The organism is Nocardia sp. NPDC003963 (assembly GCF_053605105.1).
This window is the reverse complement of the sequence record NZ_JBSGIP010000014.1, coordinates 47,224-65,400: the sequence shown is the minus strand read 5'-3', so window position 1 is coordinate 65,400 and position 18,177 is coordinate 47,224. Positions and strand designations below refer to the sequence as shown.

At 69.8% G+C, this 18,177-nt stretch carries 12 protein-coding genes; 3 read left to right on the top strand and 9 right to left on the bottom strand.

Going from position 1 to position 18,177, the window contains the following annotated elements:
* Positions 1-267 precede the first annotated feature (267 nt).
* On the bottom strand, positions 268-2,256 hold the full coding sequence (locus ACWEWT_RS22145) for a trypsin-like serine peptidase (RefSeq protein ID WP_452561553.1): 1,989 nt from the start codon (positions 2,254-2,256) through the stop codon (positions 268-270).
* 244 nt (positions 2,257-2,500) lie between these two features.
* Between ACWEWT_RS22145 and ACWEWT_RS22140 the strand changes: the two genes are divergently transcribed.
* Both ACWEWT_RS22140 and ACWEWT_RS22135 read left to right on the top strand, forming a co-directional pair.
* Positions 2,501-2,974: a nuclear transport factor 2 family protein gene (locus ACWEWT_RS22140; protein WP_452561551.1), complete on the top strand. Its 474-nt coding sequence runs from the start codon at positions 2,501-2,503 to the stop codon at positions 2,972-2,974.
* A gap of 182 nt (positions 2,975-3,156) precedes the next feature.
* A complete protein-coding gene (locus ACWEWT_RS22135) occupies positions 3,157-3,777 on the top strand; it encodes a TetR/AcrR family transcriptional regulator (RefSeq protein ID WP_452561549.1) in 621 nt (206 codons plus the stop codon).
* Positions 3,778-3,835: 58 nt separating this feature from the next.
* Here the strand turns inward: ACWEWT_RS22135 and ACWEWT_RS22130 are convergent, their stop codons facing one another.
* The 8 genes from ACWEWT_RS22130 to ACWEWT_RS22095 all read right to left on the bottom strand — a co-directional run bounded on the left by ACWEWT_RS22130 (position 3,836) and on the right by ACWEWT_RS22095 (position 16,827).
* A complete protein-coding gene (locus tag ACWEWT_RS22130) occupies positions 3,836-7,105 on the bottom strand; it encodes a protein kinase domain-containing protein (RefSeq protein WP_452561547.1) in 3,270 nt (1,089 codons plus the stop codon).
* 109 nt (positions 7,106-7,214) lie between these two features.
* Entirely contained in the window at positions 7,215-8,078 is an 864-nt protein-coding gene (locus ACWEWT_RS22125) for an oxidoreductase (RefSeq protein WP_452561546.1), read from the bottom strand.
* A 163-nt stretch (positions 8,079-8,241) separates the two neighbouring features.
* Positions 8,242-9,750, bottom strand: coding sequence for a dihydrolipoyl dehydrogenase family protein (locus tag ACWEWT_RS22120; RefSeq protein WP_452561663.1), 1,509 nt, complete (start codon positions 9,748-9,750; stop codon positions 8,242-8,244).
* A gap of 112 nt (positions 9,751-9,862) precedes the next feature.
* Positions 9,863-10,801 carry an alpha/beta hydrolase gene (locus ACWEWT_RS22115; protein ID WP_452561544.1) on the bottom strand — a complete coding sequence of 313 codons (939 nt, stop codon included), beginning with the start codon at positions 10,799-10,801 and terminating at the stop codon, positions 9,863-9,865.
* Positions 10,802-10,853: 52 nt separating this feature from the next.
* Positions 10,854-11,282 carry a hypothetical protein gene (locus tag ACWEWT_RS22110; protein ID WP_452561542.1) on the bottom strand — a complete coding sequence of 143 codons (429 nt, stop codon included), beginning with the start codon at positions 11,280-11,282 and terminating at the stop codon, positions 10,854-10,856.
* Between the two features lie 164 nt (positions 11,283-11,446).
* Positions 11,447-12,493, bottom strand: a complete 1,047-nt coding sequence (locus ACWEWT_RS22105) for an alpha/beta fold hydrolase (protein ID WP_452561540.1) — start codon at positions 12,491-12,493, stop codon at positions 11,447-11,449.
* 141 nt (positions 12,494-12,634) lie between these two features.
* Positions 12,635-15,346, bottom strand: a complete 2,712-nt coding sequence (locus ACWEWT_RS22100) for an AAA family ATPase (RefSeq protein ID WP_452561538.1) — start codon at positions 15,344-15,346, stop codon at positions 12,635-12,637.
* A gap of 305 nt (positions 15,347-15,651) precedes the next feature.
* The gene (locus ACWEWT_RS22095; protein ID WP_452561536.1) at positions 15,652-16,827 is read right to left on the bottom strand and encodes a GGDEF domain-containing protein; all 1,176 of its coding nucleotides are present in this window, start codon (positions 16,825-16,827) and stop codon (positions 15,652-15,654) included.
* A gap of 309 nt (positions 16,828-17,136) precedes the next feature.
* Here ACWEWT_RS22095 and ACWEWT_RS22090 point away from each other — a divergent pair, with 309 nt between their 5' ends.
* A complete protein-coding gene (locus tag ACWEWT_RS22090; protein WP_452561534.1) occupies positions 17,137-18,033 on the top strand; it encodes a phosphotransferase enzyme family protein in 897 nt (298 codons plus the stop codon).
* The last annotated feature ends 144 nt before the right edge of the window (positions 18,034-18,177 follow it).

Here is an 18,177-nt window from a genome sequence, read left to right as displayed (position 1 = left end):
GGGCACTCGGTGTACCCGCGGCACTGCCCCGGCCGGGCAGGGGACCTCGATTCACGATGACGAAGTCGAACAGCACCCTGCCCAGGCCACGACCGCGTCTTCTGTTCGATCAGCGCCTGTGCACGCCACCGGGCCCGAGGGTGCGGGGTATGGCGGGCCGTACCCCGCGCCCTCGTCCCGTCCGGTGCCGGGTGCTGGTCGGGAGGACACCGGCGCCGGAGACCTTGTGCGAGAGAAGATCCGCGGTAGTTCACCTGTGCTCGTCACTCAGGTGGACAATTTCTGCCCGATAGCGGCGGCCACCGCTGCGTGGGCGAGGTATTCGGCGATATCGTGCGCCCGCTCCCCGGGGTTCTCGACCGGCAGCTCGCGCAGGTCTGGCCCCCAGGCCCGGCGCAGCGGGCAGCCGATGGCGATCGGGTCACCGGCGTACCAGGTGTTGAGCCATGCACCGACGCGTTCGGGCCGGTTCGCGCCACCGCTCAACAGTTTGCTGTACACCCCGTCCAGACCGAGCGGGCTGCCCGCGGTCACCAGCAGGCTCACCGTCACTTCACGCGGCAACTGGGTGAGCAGATCCATCGCGACCACGGTGCCGAGGCTGTGGCTGACGAGGATCAGCTCACCACCGGTGGGCATATCGGTGAGGACAGTGTCCAGCACGTCCTTGCGGACCCGTTCGTCGTCGAGGTAGGCGGCGACATCCTTGAATATCGCTCCGATGAGCGCCGAGTCGAGTCCGCTGCGGGCGGCGATCCAGCTGAGCTGATCGTGGAGCCGGCCCAGTACGACCGCACCGATTCCGCCGAAGAGCTCGTCTGCCTCCGGATCGGCGGGCAGTTCGCCGGCACCGGGCATCCCGGCGCGGTGTGCCGCCTCGGCGACCAGATTCTGGTAGCCCGCCGAGCCCGTATCGACGGCTTCGCGTGTATCCATACTCGCGACGAGCTGGTTGCCGTAGAAGGGGAAATACACATCACCGGGGTCGATCGTGCCCAGGCCGGCGAGGGTGAGTCCTTTGTTCAGGCCGGCCGTCCAGAGACGGCGCAACTCCCCGGGAACCCGGTTCTGCTGCCCGCGGCCGTGCAGGAACACCATGCTGCGGCGACCACCGAACGCGGTCGGTCTACCGCGCAGACCGCGTACTAGGCTCTCGGTCGCCGGGACACCCGGCGGCGCCGGTGCTGTCATCCCGGCGCCGCCGGTATCGGCGGCGGTGAGTTTCGCCGCCGGGCCGAGCTCGTCGAGTAGCGCGCGCTGCGCCGGATCGAGCTGTCGCGATCCCAGATCGCGCAGCAGCACACTCACCCGCACGCCTTCGTTGGCGATCCAGTCGATCGCGTCGTCGCCGTCGCCGGACTGCCACAGTGCGCCGTCCTTGCGCAGGACCCGGCCCTGGTCATCCTTCTTCGGAACCCCGGCGTGGTGCAGTGCGACGATCTCCCACTGGTCGTTGAAGACCGGCGAGCCGGAGTTTCCGGGCTCGGTATCGGAGCTGTAGTGCAGGAACTCGTCGAGTTGCAGATCGAGCCGGTTGTCGCGGATCGAGATCTCCTTGCACCGTCCCGAGGGATGGCCGATCACATTCATCGCCTCGCCGATCACGATCTTGCCCGGGTCGGCGATCAGCCGGTTCCAGCCGAATGTCATACCGGGGGCGGCGGCGCCTGGAACCGGCGCCACCCGTACCAGGGTGTAGTCGAGATGTTCGTCGGTGACGAAGAAGTCGCCCGGCGCCAGCCGGCACGGTACGGGCGTATTCGGCACATTGTCGATACCGACCTCGGCCGAGAACTCGGCCTCGACGCGGGCTGCCGCGTCGGGTGTGGGTAGCACATGGTTGTTGGTGAGCAGCAGTTGCGGCGAGACCAGTGAACCGGTGCCCATCGGCACGCGACGGCTGTTGTCGGCCAGCGTGATACGAGCGACCGCTCCCGCGGCGCGAGTACCGCGGGTCAGGAAGTTGACGGCCTGGAGTTCGTTGGCGAAACCGATGACCCGCTCGAGCGAGCGGATGCTGGCGATCGGATCCTGTCGGCCCAGTGCGATCACCGCCCGGGCGGGTACCTCGCCGGTGACGAGCAGGCGATCGGCGCGGGCGAGGATCTGTTCTGTCGAATCGACGACATCGGACTCGGTCGCTTCCCGGCGGCGAGTCACCGCGTCACGTTGTGCGGTGGTCTCGGCGAAGCGCCGCGCCGCGGCGTTCACCTGTTCGTGCCATGCGGCGGTGCGTCCGTCACTCGCGATATCCATGGGTCACCTCGCCCGGAGAGTGTCTGCTGGTGCCCTCAGCCTGGGCGCGAAACCTGTGCCGATCACGAGTAGTCGACTACTGGCATCTCCCGGGCAGCGGCTATCGCCCCACTGGTTGATTTTTAGCGACACTCTGTCGTAATCTTCCCGACAGAGTGTCGCATAAACAGCTCGCAGCGACCACGAACGACCTCCACCGCGGCAGACGCACGTTCCGATGCCGCCACAGTGAACGGACAGACATATGAATGCGCTCATCGATCGCGCCGAACTCATCGAACTGATGAGCCGCTACGCCGATATCGCGGATACGAAGGATTTCACCGAGCTGCCCGGCCTCGTCTTCACCGATCCGCTCACGCTCGACTTCGAATCCGTAGCCGGTATCCCGCCGACGACCACACCGCTCGCCGATTACCGCGAGATCCTGCGCGCCTCCTTCGCGCCGTACACGGCCACCCACCACGCCGTCACCGGCCATATCGTCCATATCGACGGCGACAACGCGACGATCCGCGCGCACGTCCGGGCCGAACACTGGCTTCCGGAAGAGCTCACCGGCGGCGGGCCCGACCGCTGGCTGGTGGCCGGCTTCTACGACAACGAGGCGGTCCGCACCGCGGACGGCTGGCGCCTCACCCGGGTGAAGCTCACCGCGAGCCACCAGGAGAACCCCGAACTGGCGGGCGCCGCGCTGGGCGCCCGCCAGGCACGCTAGCGGCACCGGCCCGAGCCGCCACACACGATTCCCGACCCGCTCGGCGCGGTGGCGAAGACCCTCGATCCAGGACACCGGCGACCCCTGCTCCGCGCAACAGCCGAACCGGGGAAGCGCCCAGGCCACGGAGCGTGGGGGCACCCGCGACAGGAACACGGCCGCGGTGGAGGGAGGATGATCGGATGCCGCGGATCCGGGGAGCCAGCATCGAGGAGCACCACGAGATGGTGTGGGCCGATCTCGCCGAGGCGATGCGGCAACTCCTGCTCGAACGCTCCTACGATTCGATCACGATGGGCCATATCGCGGCTCGGGCCGGACTCGCGCGCAACACGCTCTACAACTACGCCCGCGATAAGAGCACGCTGGTCCTGGCACTCACCCGGCGGGCGAGCCGGCCCGCGGTCGAGCGGGTGGCCGCGATCGCCGCGCGGTCCGCCGACCCGGCCGCGGCACGTATCCGTGAGATCGTCGCGGCGGTCCTGGAGGCGTCCACGGACCAGGCCATGCAGCTGATGTTCCGGCCGGGATCCGGCCCGCTGGTCGACGAGTTGCCGAAGGGGCCGGACAGCCCGTTCCACGCGATCGTGGTCGAAGTGGAGAACGTCGTCCGGGACGGTATCGCACGCGGGGAGTTCCGCGATATCGGCGATGTGCACCTCGCGGTGGAACTGCTGTCCGGTGCCATGCGCGCGGGCGCCGAACGCGTCGGCCGGGACCCGGCCGACTTCGCGGCTACGGTCCACGCGGCGCAGGAGGTCGTCCTCGTATTCCTGGCCCGCCACCCGGCAACGCCCGGATGAACACGCTTCGGGCTGTCCCGCGCGAACTCCGAGTGCTCCGCGAAGCGCGACGACACGGTCAGCCCTGGTTCGTTTCGTCCACTATCCAAGCCGCTATCTGGGCACGGGAGGTGAAACCCAGTTTGGTCAGGATATTTTCGACATGACCCTGCGCGGTACGGGGTGAGACCACCAGTTCGGTGGCGATCTGTTTGTTGCTGAGTCCCCGGGCCACCAGGGCGGCGACCTCGCGTTCACGTCTGGTCAGCGCGGCGGTCGTACCCGCGGCGGATGCCGAGCCGGAGGGCTGTTCGCCGAGTGCGTAGGTTCTCGCCTCGGCGGCATCCATCTTCCGGCCATGCTCGAATGCCGCCTCGAATCCGGCGGGACCGAGCGTCGTCCGCGCGGATTGCTCGCATTGCTCGTGGAAACGCGACAGGTTGTCGAAGACACTACTGAGACTGCTTCTGGCCGGCCAGAGCTGACGAGCGGCCCCCATGAGAACGGCCACCCGCTCGGCTTCGCCGCGGGTACAGGCGATCCAGGCCATCGCTTCCAGACCGAATGCCAGGACTATCGAACTACCGAGTGGCCGATCGACCCGCAGGGCCTGTTCGACGAGTTCCTGCGCACGATCTGTTTCGCCCCGACGCCACGCGGCGATACCTCTGCCCCGCAGGGCCAGCGAACGATAGAACACCTCGCCGCACTGTTCGGTGATGGCGATCAATTCTTCCTGGACGGGAATGGCTTTCGCGAAATCGCCCCGCAGTTCATACGTCCAGCCGAGCAGATTCAGCGCATGGATATGGAGATGCCCTGTTCGGTCCGAGGCGTAGACACCGATGGCGGACTCGAGCAGCCGGGCAGCCTGCGAAGGTTCGCCGCCGGCCAGGGCCAGAGCACCCGCGGCATGGTCCATCTGCGCCTGCAATATCGGCGCCGTCTCGTGTCCGACCAGCGCCCGGCCTTCCCGCAGTAGTCGCTCCGCGGACTCGAAATCGCCCTGCGTCGTCGCCAACTGGACAGCGACCCGGAGCGCTTTCACCCGATCGGATACCGCTCGGGCGGGCCCCCTGAGCGCACGTTCGATCCAGGATCGCGCCTCGCCGTACAGACCACGGAACACCCAGAATTCCCATAGCGCGGAAGCGGTCTGCAGAGCGGTCGCGGCCGCTTCCTCGGTACTCCGGGAAAGCGCATCGTCGAGCGCCTCCCGCAGATTGGGCTGTTCGCGCTCCAGCCGGGCGATCCAACCGGGCTGCCGGCCGCTGATCCAGCCGGCCTCCGCGTCCAGCGCGAGCCGTCGATACCAGGCCCGGTGCCGCCGGTGTATCTCTTCGTACTCGCCGGATTCCCGTAGCTCGGCCCGGCCGTAGTCCCGCAGGATCTCCAGCATCCGGAACCGTACGACGGCGCCCGACTGCTCCCGGATCAAGATCGACTTGTCCACCAGGCCGGCCAACACGTCGACGATCTCGGCCGGCGCCGAGTCGACATTGCAGATCTGTTCCACCGCATCCAGTCCGCAGCTCCCCGCGAACACCGACAGGTGCGCCCACGCCCGCTGTTCGGCCGGCGAACACAGGTCGTAGCTCCAGTCGAGGCACAGCTTCAGCGATTGTTGCCGGGCCGGCGCGTTACGGTAGGCACTGGTGAGCAGCTCGTACCGATCCGTCAGCCGGTGCAGGATCTGCTGCGGCGACATCGTGCGCGTCCGCGCCGCGGCGAGTTCGATGGCCAGCGGCAATCCGTCCAATCGGGCACAGATGCTGGTCACCGCGGCTTTGTTGTCCTCGTCGAGCACGAATCCCGGGACCGCCGCCGCGGCCCGCTCGGCGAACAGCGTCACCGCGTCGAAGCGGGGCAACGCCTGCAAGGACGGTTGGTGGTCCGGATCCGGGATCGCCAAGGGCATCACCCGCACAATCGCCTCGCCCGCGATATTCAGCGGTTCGCGGGCGGTGACTATGGTCCGCATTCCCGGGCAGGAGACCAGCAGCGTTTCGGTCAGTTCCGCGACGGCCTCCACGATCTGCTCGCAGTTGTCCAGCACGAGCAGCATGTCGCGCGAACCCAGACAGTGCACCAGAACCTCGAACAGTGGCCGCGTCGAATCGTCACGTACCCCCAGAGTCGCCGCCACGGTATCGACGAGCAGTCCGCCGTCGGATACCTCGGCCAGATCGACCAGCCACACCCCATCGGCGAAATCACGCTGGACCTGGGCGGCGACCTTCAGCGCCACCCGGGACTTGCCCACCCCACCGAGACCGACGAGTGTTACCGAACGCGATCTCGACAGATGGTTCTTGACCTCGGTCAGCTCGGTACGCCGGCCGACGAGACCGGTCATTTCCAACGGCAGATTGCCCCCGGCGCTCCCACCGAGCGCCGCGGATTTCCGTCGTCCCCGCCCCGGCGGCTCAGAGATATCGTGTTCGGGCCCGGGATGGGTCAGCAGGGCCAGCTCACCCGTGGAGACACCGCGCCGCCGCTGCGCCCGCCGAATGGCTTCGCCCAGCTCGGCCGCGGAGGGACGGGCGCGGGCGTCCCGGCTCATCGCCGCCTCGACCAACGCCGCCACATCATCGGGGATACCGCGCTCCCGCAGGTCCGGTGCGGGCTGGGTAGTGATCCGCAGGAACTGTGTCAGCATGCTCTCGCCACTACGGCGTTCGAAAGCGGCATGGCCGGTCAGCGCGCAGAACAGAGTGGCCCCGAGCCCGTAGACATCCGCCTCCGGGGTCGAGGACCGGCCCTCCAGCACCTCGGGTGCGGTGAACGCGGGCGACCCGGTCACCGTCCCCGCGGCGGTTTCGAACCCGCCCCCGATATGCGCGATACCGAAATCGGTCAGCGCCGGTTCACCGAAATCGGTCAGCAGGATATTTCCCGGTTTCACATCCCGGTGCACGATCCCGAGCAGATGGGCCGCCGCGAGCGCACCGGCGATCTTCGACCCGATCCGCAGCGCGTTCTCCGCGGAGAGCGGACCGTGCCGGCCGATCCAGGTATCGAGGGAGCCCGCGGGGTGATAGGGCATCACCAGATACGGGCGCCCGTCGGCGAGGGTGCCGGCCTGCAGCACGGTGACGATATTCGGGTGACCGGTGGAGCGGCCCATCGCCTGCTGCTCACGAAGGAATCGGGCCTTGTTGTCCGCGTCCAATTCCGCGGTCAGGACCTTGACGGCTACGGTCCGGTCCAGAGCGGGCTGGGTACACCGGTAGACCACACCGAAGCCACCCCGCCCGATCTCCACGGCATCCGGATAGCCGGCCGCGGCCAATTCCGTGCGGAATACCGCTGTCTCGTGTTGTGTACGCAGTCCACCGTCGGCACTCATCGCCCGATACGCCTTCGATGAGCGTCACGCGAAGCCATAGGAACCATGGGCTCACCTCTTACCTGTACTCACTATATCGCCGCGGCGTTTCAGCAGGTCGACGAACGTTCTAGTCCGTACCCGCGGGGATCGGCCGGGGGAAGTCGGCGCTCCGGCTCACCGCGGTCCAGCGCCTGGTTTCCGCATCGCGCTCGGCGCCGGCGGCCAGCGCTTGTTCGACCGCGCCGCGACCCAGCAGCAGCCGCCGAGGTGGCTCGGGCGCGCCGACGACATCGACAATGATCGCCGCGGCCCGAGCCGGGTCGCCGGGTTGCTTCCCGTCGGTGGCGCGGCGCATCTCGTGGACGCGGCCGACGGATTCACGATAGTCCGGGCCCGGTTCGCGCATCCGCATCGATGAACCCTGCCAATCGGTCCGGAAGGCACCGGGCTCCACAATGACCACCTGCACCCCGAACGGCCGCACTTCACCGGCCAGGACCTCGGAGAAACCCTCGACCGCGAACTTCGCCGTCTGATACGCGCCCATGCCCGGGGTACCGCCCACGCGTCCTCCGACGGACGAGAACTGGACGAAAGTGCCCGAGCGCTGCGCACGCAATACCGGCAGGGCGGCGCGGGTGACATTGACGACCCCGAACAGGTTGGCTTCGATCTGGGCGCGGAAATCGGCGAGATCCATTTCCTCGATAGCGGCGCTGTTCGCGTAGCCGGCATTGTTGACGACTACGTCGATACGGCCGAACTCGGCTACCGCGAATTCGACGGCGGCCACAGCCGCGGCCGGATCGGTGACGTCGAGCGGGAAGGCCCGGGCCCGGCCGTCACTGTTGTCGACCACCGCCTGAAGTTGTTCCGGGTGCCGCGCTGTCGCGACGACCCGGTCCCCGTGCGCCAGCACCGCGCGGACCAGTTCCGCGCCGAACCCCCGGGAACTGCCGGTGACGAACCAGACCTTCGAAGTGTCCGACATCGTGTACTCCTTTCGGTGAGAATGCGTTTGCCGGCGCCGTTCGCCGCCGAACGGCGCCGCTGATCTTCGAGGCATCGGACGAGAGGGAGACCACGGTGGCTCCGATATCGGATGCCGGTACTGATCCGGGCGGATACGCGGCCGGTGGATTCCGGGAACACGGTCACCGGTGCTGATCACGATAGGCCTCGAGCAGGCGCAGCCATATCTCGCTGATGGTCGGGAACGGCGGTACCGCGTGCCAGAGTCGATCGATCGGAATCTCCGCGGTGACGGCGAGGGTGGCCGAATACAGGAGTTCGGCCACGCCCGGTCCGGCGAAGGTGGCACCGACGATCACGTGACGGCCCGGATCGACGAGGACCCGGGCGTGACCGCGATAGTCCGGGAGGTGCTGTAACGCGCCCGCGACCCGGCCGATGTCGTAGTCGACCACGTCGACCGGCCGCCCGGCCTGTTGCGCGGCCGCGGTCGTGAGGCCGACCGTGGCGATCTCCGGATCGGTGAACACCACCTGCGGGACCGCCACCAGGTCGGCTGTGCCCGTATGCCTGCTCCACGGCTCGGTGCCCACCAGTGCTCCGCGGGTCCGGTCGGCGATGACGGTACCCGCGATACGCGCCTGGTATTTGCCCTGATGGGTGAGCAGTGCGCGGCGGTTGACATCGCCGACCGCGTACAGCCACTCCCCGGGAGCCGCCGGCACGGTGTAGGTGTCGTCGGTGTCGAGCCACTGGCCGGGGGCCAGGCCCACCGTCGCCAACCCGATATCGTCGGTACGCGGTGCGCGCCCGGTCGCCAGCAGTAGTTCGTCGGCGACGACGCGACTGCCGTCGGAGAGCGTGAGGTGCACCGTATCGTCCGGCCCGCCCGCGCGTTCGGCGTGGGTGACAGTGGTACCGAACCGGAGCTCGGCGCCCGCCCGGCGCAGCTGCTCGGTGACCAGCTCCGCGGCGAACGGCTCGGTGCCCGGTAGCAGCCGGCTCTCCCGCGCGATCAAGGTGACCCGCGATCCGAGCGCTTGCCAGGCCGTGGCCATCTCGGCGGCGACCACCCCCGCCCCGACCACGGCCAGCCGAGCCGGCACCGCGCGGGCACTGGTGGCCTCCCGGCTCGTCCAGGCACGCACCGAGTCCAGCCCGGACAGCGGTGGCAGCGCTGCCCGGCTGCCCGTGCACACGGCCACCGCGTGCCGGGCGGTGAGGTGCACGACCGGCCCGTCGGGTGTCTGCACCTCGACGCGCCGGGTACCGGTGATCCGGCCGTGCCCGCGGATCAGCGTGATACCCGCCGATTCCAACCAGGCCACCTGGTCCCGGTCGTCCCAGTCGGCCGACATCCGGTCCCGGTGTGCAAGTACGGCCGCGGCGTCGATCGGGCCGGTGAGCGCCGCACCGACGCCCGGCATCCGGGCGGCCTCGGCGTAGAGCAGGGCAGGTCGTAGCAGGGCCTTACTGGGTTCGCAGGCCCAGTAGGAGCATTCGCCGCCGGCCAGTTCGGATTCGACGATCACCGTGCGCAGTCCGGCGGCGCTGGTGCGGTCGGCGACGTTCTCACCGGCCGGGCCGGCGCCGAGAACCACGACGTCGTAGATCGCGGAGCTGTCGGCTGTCATCGTGGTCTCGTTTCCAGGAAGTCTCGAATATGACGGGTCTGCCGGACCGGTGGTCAGCGGCCGGGGAGCCGCTGGACCACTTCCTGCAGGAACAAACCGTTGCCGTCCGGGCCGGCGAAGGCGGCGAACGACCCCGGCGCGACGGAGATGGTCGCCGGATACCGGGCGGTCACTTCGTCCGCCCCGGGCCGGACCGACGCAGACCGTCGCCGAAGAAATCGGCGAGTTCGCCGACGACCGGCCCGATATAGCGCTCGTCGTCGTAGAGATCGACATGACTCGCACCCTCCACCCAGTGGATACGTTTGGGGCCCACCGCTTTACCGAACGCTTCGACTGCCATCCACGCCGTGATCGCACGGCGGCCGACGACCAGCAACAGCGGTCGCTTACCGATCAGCGGCACCGCGGCGAACGCGTCGAACGACGCCATCCGGTCCACACTGGTCCAGTCGAAGAAACGGGCGGCTCGGGGATGCTCGCCGCGCGGGGTGCGGTAATAGTCGTAGCCCTCCGCGCCGTGCTCGCCGCCGATCGCGTAGGCCTGTTCGGCGGATTCGGCGAACAGATACAGCGGTTCGGGCGTATCGCCCGCCGCGGCCACCGTCCGGGCATGCGCCGCAGCGTCGAGCATGCCCTGGAAAACGGCCGGGTCCTGAGCACCGTCGGCGCCCAGCCGGAACTGGCGGGCGATATCCACGCCGCTGACGGTGGCGACCGCCTTGACCCGGTGGTCGCCCGCCGTGGCGCTGAGGGCGTACCCACCGGAAGCGCAGATACCGAGCACACCGATACGGTCACTGTCCACCTCTGGACGGGTGGTCAGGTAGGAGACGGCCGCCTTGATGTCCTCGACGCGCTGCGCCGGATCCTCCAGGCCCCGTGGCTCGCCACCGCTCTCCCCCTGACAGGCGGCGTCGAACGCGAGTGTGACGAAGCCGCGGTCGGCGAGCCGGGCGGCGTACAGCCCGGCCGACTGCTCCTTGACGGCGGTACCGGGGTGGCCGACCACGATCGCGGGCAGTGCTGTCTCCGCGGTATCCGGTGAATAGAGATGGCCGGCGAGAGTGATTCCGGCGCTGATGAATTCGACATCTGTTCGGGTCATGGGAGTTTCCGTTCGGGATTCGTGTGGCGGTGGTCCGGGCGTCTCACGGACCTCACGCGGCGCGCAGCGGGCCCGCGAAGGACTTGCGTAGCGAGGAAGCACCGAGGAGGGACAGCAGCGCGGCCAGGAGCCGGCCTTTCACCGTGCTCGGGGTGCGGACCAGTTCGACCTCGACACGGGAACCCGCGCCCGCGGGAACGGCACGGAAAGTCCAGCCGCCGCCCGCGCCGAAGAGCTTGGAGTCCAGCGTGCGGACGGTGACGGTATCGCCGGCCGGTGCCCAGTCGTAGCGGGCCCGCTCCCAGGCCGCCGCGGTACCTTCGGTGACCTCGGCCCAGGTCTCACCGCGTTCGTGCACCACGAAATGCTCGGCGTCGATGGTCGGCCACAGCTCGGGGCGGGTGGGCCCGAAATCGGTGAGCACCCGGACGACCTCGGCGGGGGTCAGCGCGGACTGCAGATCGAAACGGACGGTGGTCATGGTGGAACTCCTCGATGCTGATGGACGGACCGGGCAGGTCCGTGGGTGGTGCGTCCGGCTCCGGCGGCGGTTCCGGCTGCCTGTCGAGCATCGCCGGGTGGGGTGGTCGCGCGAATCCGTCGGATGACGCTGCGGTGACGTATTCCGGTTGCCCGGCCGGGCGCTCACAGGTGGGCGGCGTCGATAACGGCCCGGGCGAAGGGCTGCGGGGCCTCCTGCGGCACGTTGTGCCCGATCCCGTCGAGTACCCGGTGCTCGTACCGACCGGTGAACCGGGCACGATACGCGGCCCCGTTCCTGGCCGGGCCGTCGAAATCGCTGGCCACGGTGATGGCGGGCACGGTGATGGCGGGCGCGGCCGCGAGCTGCCGCTCGTAGTCGTCGTACTGCGGCTCGCCGGACGCCAGGCCCAGCCGCCAGCGGTAGTTGTGGACGACGAGGTCGACGTGGTCGGGATTGTCGAACGCGGCGGCGCTGCGGTCGTAGGTGGCATCGTCGAAATCCCACTGCGGGGACGCGGTACGCCAGATCAGCTTGTTGAAATCGTGCCGGTTACGGTCGTATCCGAGCCGGCCCCGCTCGGTGGCGAAGTAGTACTGGTACCACCAGCCGAGTTCGGCCTGCGGCGGGAGCGGTTGCTGATTGGCGGTGAGCGAGGTGACCAGGTATCCGCTCACCGATACCAGTGCCCGGCAGCGGTGCGGCCACAGTGCGGCGACGATGGCGGCGGTGCGGGAGCCCCAGTCGAAACCGCCGAGGATCGCCGCGTCGATCCGCAGCGCGTCCATGAGATCGACGACGTCGCGGGCGATCGCGGACTGCTGGGCGTTACGGACCGTGCGGTCGGACAGGAACCGGGTCGGCCCGTATCCACGCAGGTAGGGCACGATCACCCGGTATCCGGCCGTGGCCAGTAGCGGGCCCACATCGGCATAGCTGTACGGATCGTAGGGCCAGCCGTGCAGCAGCAGCACGGGAGCACCGGTGGCCGGGCCGTATTCGACGTAGCCGATATTCAGCAGTCCGGCCCGGATCTGCTGGACCGGGGGCAGCGCGGTGTGTGCACCCGACCCCACCCGCAGCGCGGCCCCCGGCACGGTGGCCGGTGGCACGGCCTGTTCGGCCGCGCAGGCGCCGAGCGAGGTCACCGCGACTCCCGCGGCGCCCACCGCGAGGGCTCCGCCGAACAGGCGTCGTCTGTTGATGGTCATCGCGGCTCCCTCGTCGAACTATCGGTTCGTGACCGCATCCGGCCACCTCGACGACGCTAGGGAGACGAGGGTGTGTTCCGCGTCCGTCGGATGACGTAATCGGTGACGGTGCTCGCGGCTACGACTGTCCGCCGAGCGGGCTCACCCGGCGGTATCGGGTGCGGTCGGCAGCACCGCGGCGAGTTCGGTGCGGGCGCTGACACCCAGTTTGGGGAAGATCCGGTGCAGATGGGTGCTGACGGTGCGGTGCGAGAGGTAGAGCCGCTGCCCGATCTCGCGATTGGTCAGCCCCTGTGCGGCCAGCCGCGCGATAGCGAGTTCGTGCGGGGTGAGCTGTTCGCCGGTGGCCCGGCCGCGCTCCGGACTCGCCTCGCCCGCACCGCGCAATTCCAGCCGGGCCCGTTCGCTCCAGGCGGTGAAACCGAGCGCGTCGAAGGTTTCCCGGGCGGCGCGCAACGGGGCCCGGGAGTCGACCATGCGGCGCTGCCTGCGCAGCCATTCGCCATAGGCCAGCTGCGCCCGCGCGCGTTCGGCCGGCCACCCGGTGAGATCGGCGGTCAGCATTTCGGCGAACCGGTCCGCGGCGGTCTCGGTGGCGAGCAGCGCACGGGCGTAGCGCAGACCGATGTGCAGGGCGGGCGAATCGGTGCGCGCCGCGGCGGGTGCCAATGCGTCCAGCAGGTCCCGCAGGGCATCGCCGCGGCCGGAGCGGACGGCCGCGTCGGCGAGATCGGCCAGGAAGTACGCGCGCAACGCCGGAGTGTGGGCCGGATCGCCGGGATCGTGCATCCGGGCGAGGTCGGTGTAGGCGTCATCGGCACGGCCCTCGCCGAGCGCCACGAGACCGCGGGCCAGCGCGACCGTCGCCAGCACCGGCCGAGCTCCGGACGCCAGCCCGATCCGCTCCGCGTCCGCGGCCAGCGCCGCGGCCCGCGGACAGTCCCCGCGCAAGGCGGCGATCTCGGCCTGCACGGCGACAGCCAGCCCACCCATGAACGGTTGGCCGGTCTCGGCGGCGAGCGCCGCGGCCTCGGCCGCGACCGGTTCCGCGGTACTGACATCGCCGAGCCGGGTCAGGCACCAGGCCTGGACCGCGAGCGCGCGGGGCAGCAACCCCAGCTGCCCCGCGGCGCGCAGCCCGGGGGCGGCCGCGGCGGCGAACCGAGCGGCCAGATCGAAGGCACCCACCTGGAGGGCGGCACTGCCGAGGAACCGGTCGACCTCGGGGTCGCGCCCGGTATCCGCCACCAGTTCGCGCAGCTGCCCGAGGACGGCGGTCCCGCATTCGACGGGCGCGACGTAGGCGGTGATCGCGACCCGGCGCGGATCGTCCGCGGCCACCGGCAGATCACGTGTCACGGCGAGCAGGGTGCTGCGGACTTCCGGGCCCGGCTCGGACCAGAAGCACCGCATGGCCGCGCCCCACAGGATGCGCAGCGCCGCGTCGTCGTGCCCGCCGGCGGCGACCCGCGCCGCCAACGCCGCCAGTTCGCCGATGCGCGCAGGGTCTTCACGCACGCCGTCCTCGAATCCGCTGAGCAGCCGATGCGCGGTGACGTCCTGGCCGGGCGTCAGATCGAGGGCGCGCGCGGTACGCACCAGACGTTCGGCGGTATCCCTGCGGCCGGAGTCCACCGATAGTTCGGCGGCGCGCAGGAGCCGGTCGGCGCGGCGCGCGGTGGCACCGACGACGGCCGCGCGTTCCAGCGCCGCGGCCGCCGCACCCCGGTGCCGGGCGCGGCCCGCGACCTCTTCCAGCTCGCCGGCGACCTCTTCGTCCAGACCTGCTACACCCGCCGCCCGCTGCCAGGCGCGACGGTCCGGGGCGTCGCGCAGGATCTCGGCGAGCGCCCGGTGCGCGCGACCGCGTTCTTCGGCAGTGGCGGAGGCGATCAGCGCGGACCGGATCAGCGGATGCCGGAACGCCACCGTGCCGGAACCGCTGTCGATCAGCCGCGCCTCGACCGCCGGGTCGAGCAGGCCGGGTGCGGGTTCGCCGCCCAGCAGGAGGCCGGTGGCGGCGTGGATCTCGGAGCGGTCACCGCCGTCGTCCAGCGCCGCGACCAGCAGAGCGGTCGCGGTGGCTGCGGGCAATGCCTGTGCCCGGGCGGCGAAGGCGCGGCGCAGCCGTTCGGTCATCGGCAGCGTCGCCGGGAGTTCGTCGAGACCGGCGACCCGCGTGGCGAGTTCGGTCAGGGCGAGCGGATTACCGTCCGCTTCGGCGAGTATCCGTTCACGCACGGGCGCGGCCAGCTCCGGTGCGGCCACCCTCAGCAGCGCCGCCGCGTGGGCCGTGGACAGTGCGGTGAGGCGCATCGGGGTCAGCCCGGCGTCGGTGAGCGGGGAGGCGGCACCTTCGCGCAGGGTCGCCAGCACCGTGATCGGTTCGGCATGGACGCGGCGTGCCAGGAAGGCGAGAACTTCGGCGCTGGCCGGGTCGAGCCAGTGCACATCCTCGGCGACGACGAGCAGGGTCTGCTCCGCGGCGGTATCGGACAGCAGGGTGAGCGCGGCCAACCCGACCAGGTGCACACTCGGTTCGCCCTCGGTATCGGACAGTCCGAACGCGGCCGCGAGCGCGTCGTACTGACGGACCGGCAGCTGCGCGAACCCCGCGCGTAAGGGATAGAGCAGCCGGTGCAGCCCGGCGTAGCCGAAATGCTGTTCGGCTTCGGTCCCCGCGGTACGCAGCACCCGCACGGCCGCGCCGGTCGCCGCGGCGACCATCTCCCCCACCAGCGCCGATTTCCCGATCCCTGTCTCACCCTCGATCAGCACGCCCGTGCGGTCCTGCGGATCGAACAGGAGTGTGTCCAGATCCTTGCGCTCGGTATCTCGTCCGAACAGCGACACAGCGGACACTCCTGTTCCGGTCCGCACCCGGCGGGCCCGTCCGCGACCCTACTCGAGCGGGCCGGGCGGAAATCCCGGGCCCGGCGATCGGCAACGCCGCACGATGCCGATCCATCCACCTCGACGTGCGCGCCGAGTGGATCCTGCTGCTGCTCGACGGTTCCGCCGTCGAAGTCGTCACCCGCGACGACTTCGACGCCGAACCGGAAAGTCGCCGAACAGGGAAACCCGGTGCACAGGCCGCCCTGCTGCTCACCGGCCGGTCGGCTGGCAGCTCTGGCGCCCGGAGCCGACCCGTATCCGTATCAGCCGGGAACCGGGTGGCGGTGATCGCGCGGCGGCGAGAGGTCGTCGATCTCCACCATGTTCCCGCCGGACTGTTTGGCCCGGTACATGGCGGCATCAGCGGATTGCAGCAACCGTTCCGGGGTCGGCTGCGGGCACCGGGGACAGACCGTCGCGTCGAAGACCGCGACGCCGACGCTCGCGGTGACCTCCACCGAAGTCTCCGGCGGGTCGGCGACCGCACGGCGCAGGTATTCGCCTTCGGTGCGCGCGGCAGCGGTGTCCAGCGGCGCGGCCACCACGAACTCCTCCCCGCCCGTACGCGCCACCACCGCCTCCGGCCCCGCGGCGTCGTGCAGCCGCCGGGCGGTCCGCACCAGGACGGTATCGCCGACGCGGTGCCCCCAGGTGTCGTTGACGCTCTTGAACCGGTCGAGATCGAAAGTCATGACGCAGATCGCGGGATACCGGTCGATCAGCAGCGGCAGCCGGATCTCCAGGCCCCGCCGGTTCAGTAGTTCGGTCAGCGGGTCCGACAGCGATTCGGTGCGCAGCAGCCAGTAGAGCAGCTGCAATGCGGGTAGCGCGCTGACCACGGATACGAACAGCAGCAGTCCGACCGCGACGGCCAACCGGATATCACCACCGCCGGTGGCGATCCGCGCCGAGAAAACGATCACCGAGAGCAGCGACCACACCGAATGCGCCGCGAGAGCCCGCGCGCTGTGGAAAAAGCCCAGGTAACTACCGGTGACCACGAGCAGCACCGCGCCCATCGCCCCGAACAGCCGGTCCGGCAGCTGGAGGAACTCCAGTGTGAAGAGCACATCTGCGCAGCCGATCAGTACCAGCGATTCGGTCCGGCTCGGCCACGGCAGCAGCCACCAGCGCAAGGCCCACAGCGTCCCGGTCAGCACCCCGATCGTCGAGGGGATACCGGGATTGCCGACCGGCCCCACCGGAGTCCCCGCGATCACCGCGCCCATTACCGCGATCGCCGCACCGGCGACGCCGATCAGCACTTTCAGCGGCCCCAGCGCCGATCGCGCCGCCAGTGTGCGCACCAGCCAGCGGTAGTCGACCGGATCGTTCCACCAGTCCCGCAATGTCCTGCCGTCATTCATCGACTCACCCTTGGTCCCGACCGCGTCGGCCACCGCCGTTCGTACCGACTTCGAGAATTCCAGGAATCTCACCAGCTGATCCGGAGCAGTCTAGACCGGACACATTCATACCCGATTCGCGAGGATGTGTCCCAACCCACAGATGCCGTGTCGGGCGCATACGGCTCGAACCAGTGCGGGAGACCGGCGACCCGAGTGGCGACGACGCCTGCTTGTCCACATCCGCGCCTGGGCAGCGAGGGCGTGACAGCTCACTGGATCGCGGCGCCACGGTTCGAGTCGTGACACGGGTTCCCGGCACCTCGCGACCGCGAGGTGCCGGGAACCGGCTCGCGGTGCGGGATTACAGCCGGTGCCATCCGGTCCGGTAGAAGGGAACGCGTGGTCTATATCGATATCCCGCTGACCGGAGACATCCGGGACGCGGTCGCGGCATCGTGGGGATACCGAGGTGACAGCGAACGACTCTTCGGCGGCGAGGAATCGGCCGCGTACCGGATCGGCGAGGTGGTCGTCCGGATCGGGTCCCGGCAGCGCGACCCGCGCGAAACGGAATGGTGTCACACCATCGCCGCCGCGGCCCGGGCCGTCCCGGAGGTCGTGGCACCCTTGCCGCGCGCCGACGGGACAACGGTGGAGATGGTGGCCGGACGTCCCGTCACCGTCTGGCCACTGATCGACGGGCAGTGGACCGACAGTACGGATCCGGTGCAGCGCACCGAGGCAGCGGGCCTGCTCGCCCGGGTCCATCGGGCCCTGGCCGGGCACCGGCCCCCACCACGACCGCATCCCGCTTTTCTGGAGATCGGCCTGGACGGCACGCCCTCGGACGTACTACCCGACCCCGGACTGGACCGCTGGCTCGCCGCCTTCACCGCGACGGCCCGCGCGCAACCGCTGCACGGGGACTACTACGAGGGCAATGTGCTGTCCCGCGACGGACACGTCGTGGCGGTGATCGATTGGGACGAGGCATTGGTCGGCCCGCCGGAACTCGAAGTGGCTTCGGCCGCACTGGAGTTCGCCGACGAATTCGGTCGCGATCCGGCAGCCGTCCGGAGCTTCGTCGACGCTTATCGCGCCGCGGGCGGTACCGCGGGAGAACTCGACGACACCGCCCTCGCTCAGCTGATGCGGCACCGGTTACGCCGCGAAGCCGTCTATTTCGGCAGAGCTGTCGCCCGCGGCGTCGTACACGACGAGGACGCTCTCGAATACCACCGGCAGCGACTGGCCGCATTCCACCGGCTCCGCCCCGGCCGTGCACCGGCCGCGTGACAACCGGCCCACGACGCGGAGCCCGGTGCGGACCGGAGCCGCGGGTGCAATCATCACGACGGTGAGGGCGGTGTCACCGAGCGTTCCGGCCCCGGCGCCGCGACGGCGAAGCCGAAGAGCGGTGGACTCGGCCGGCATCGATGC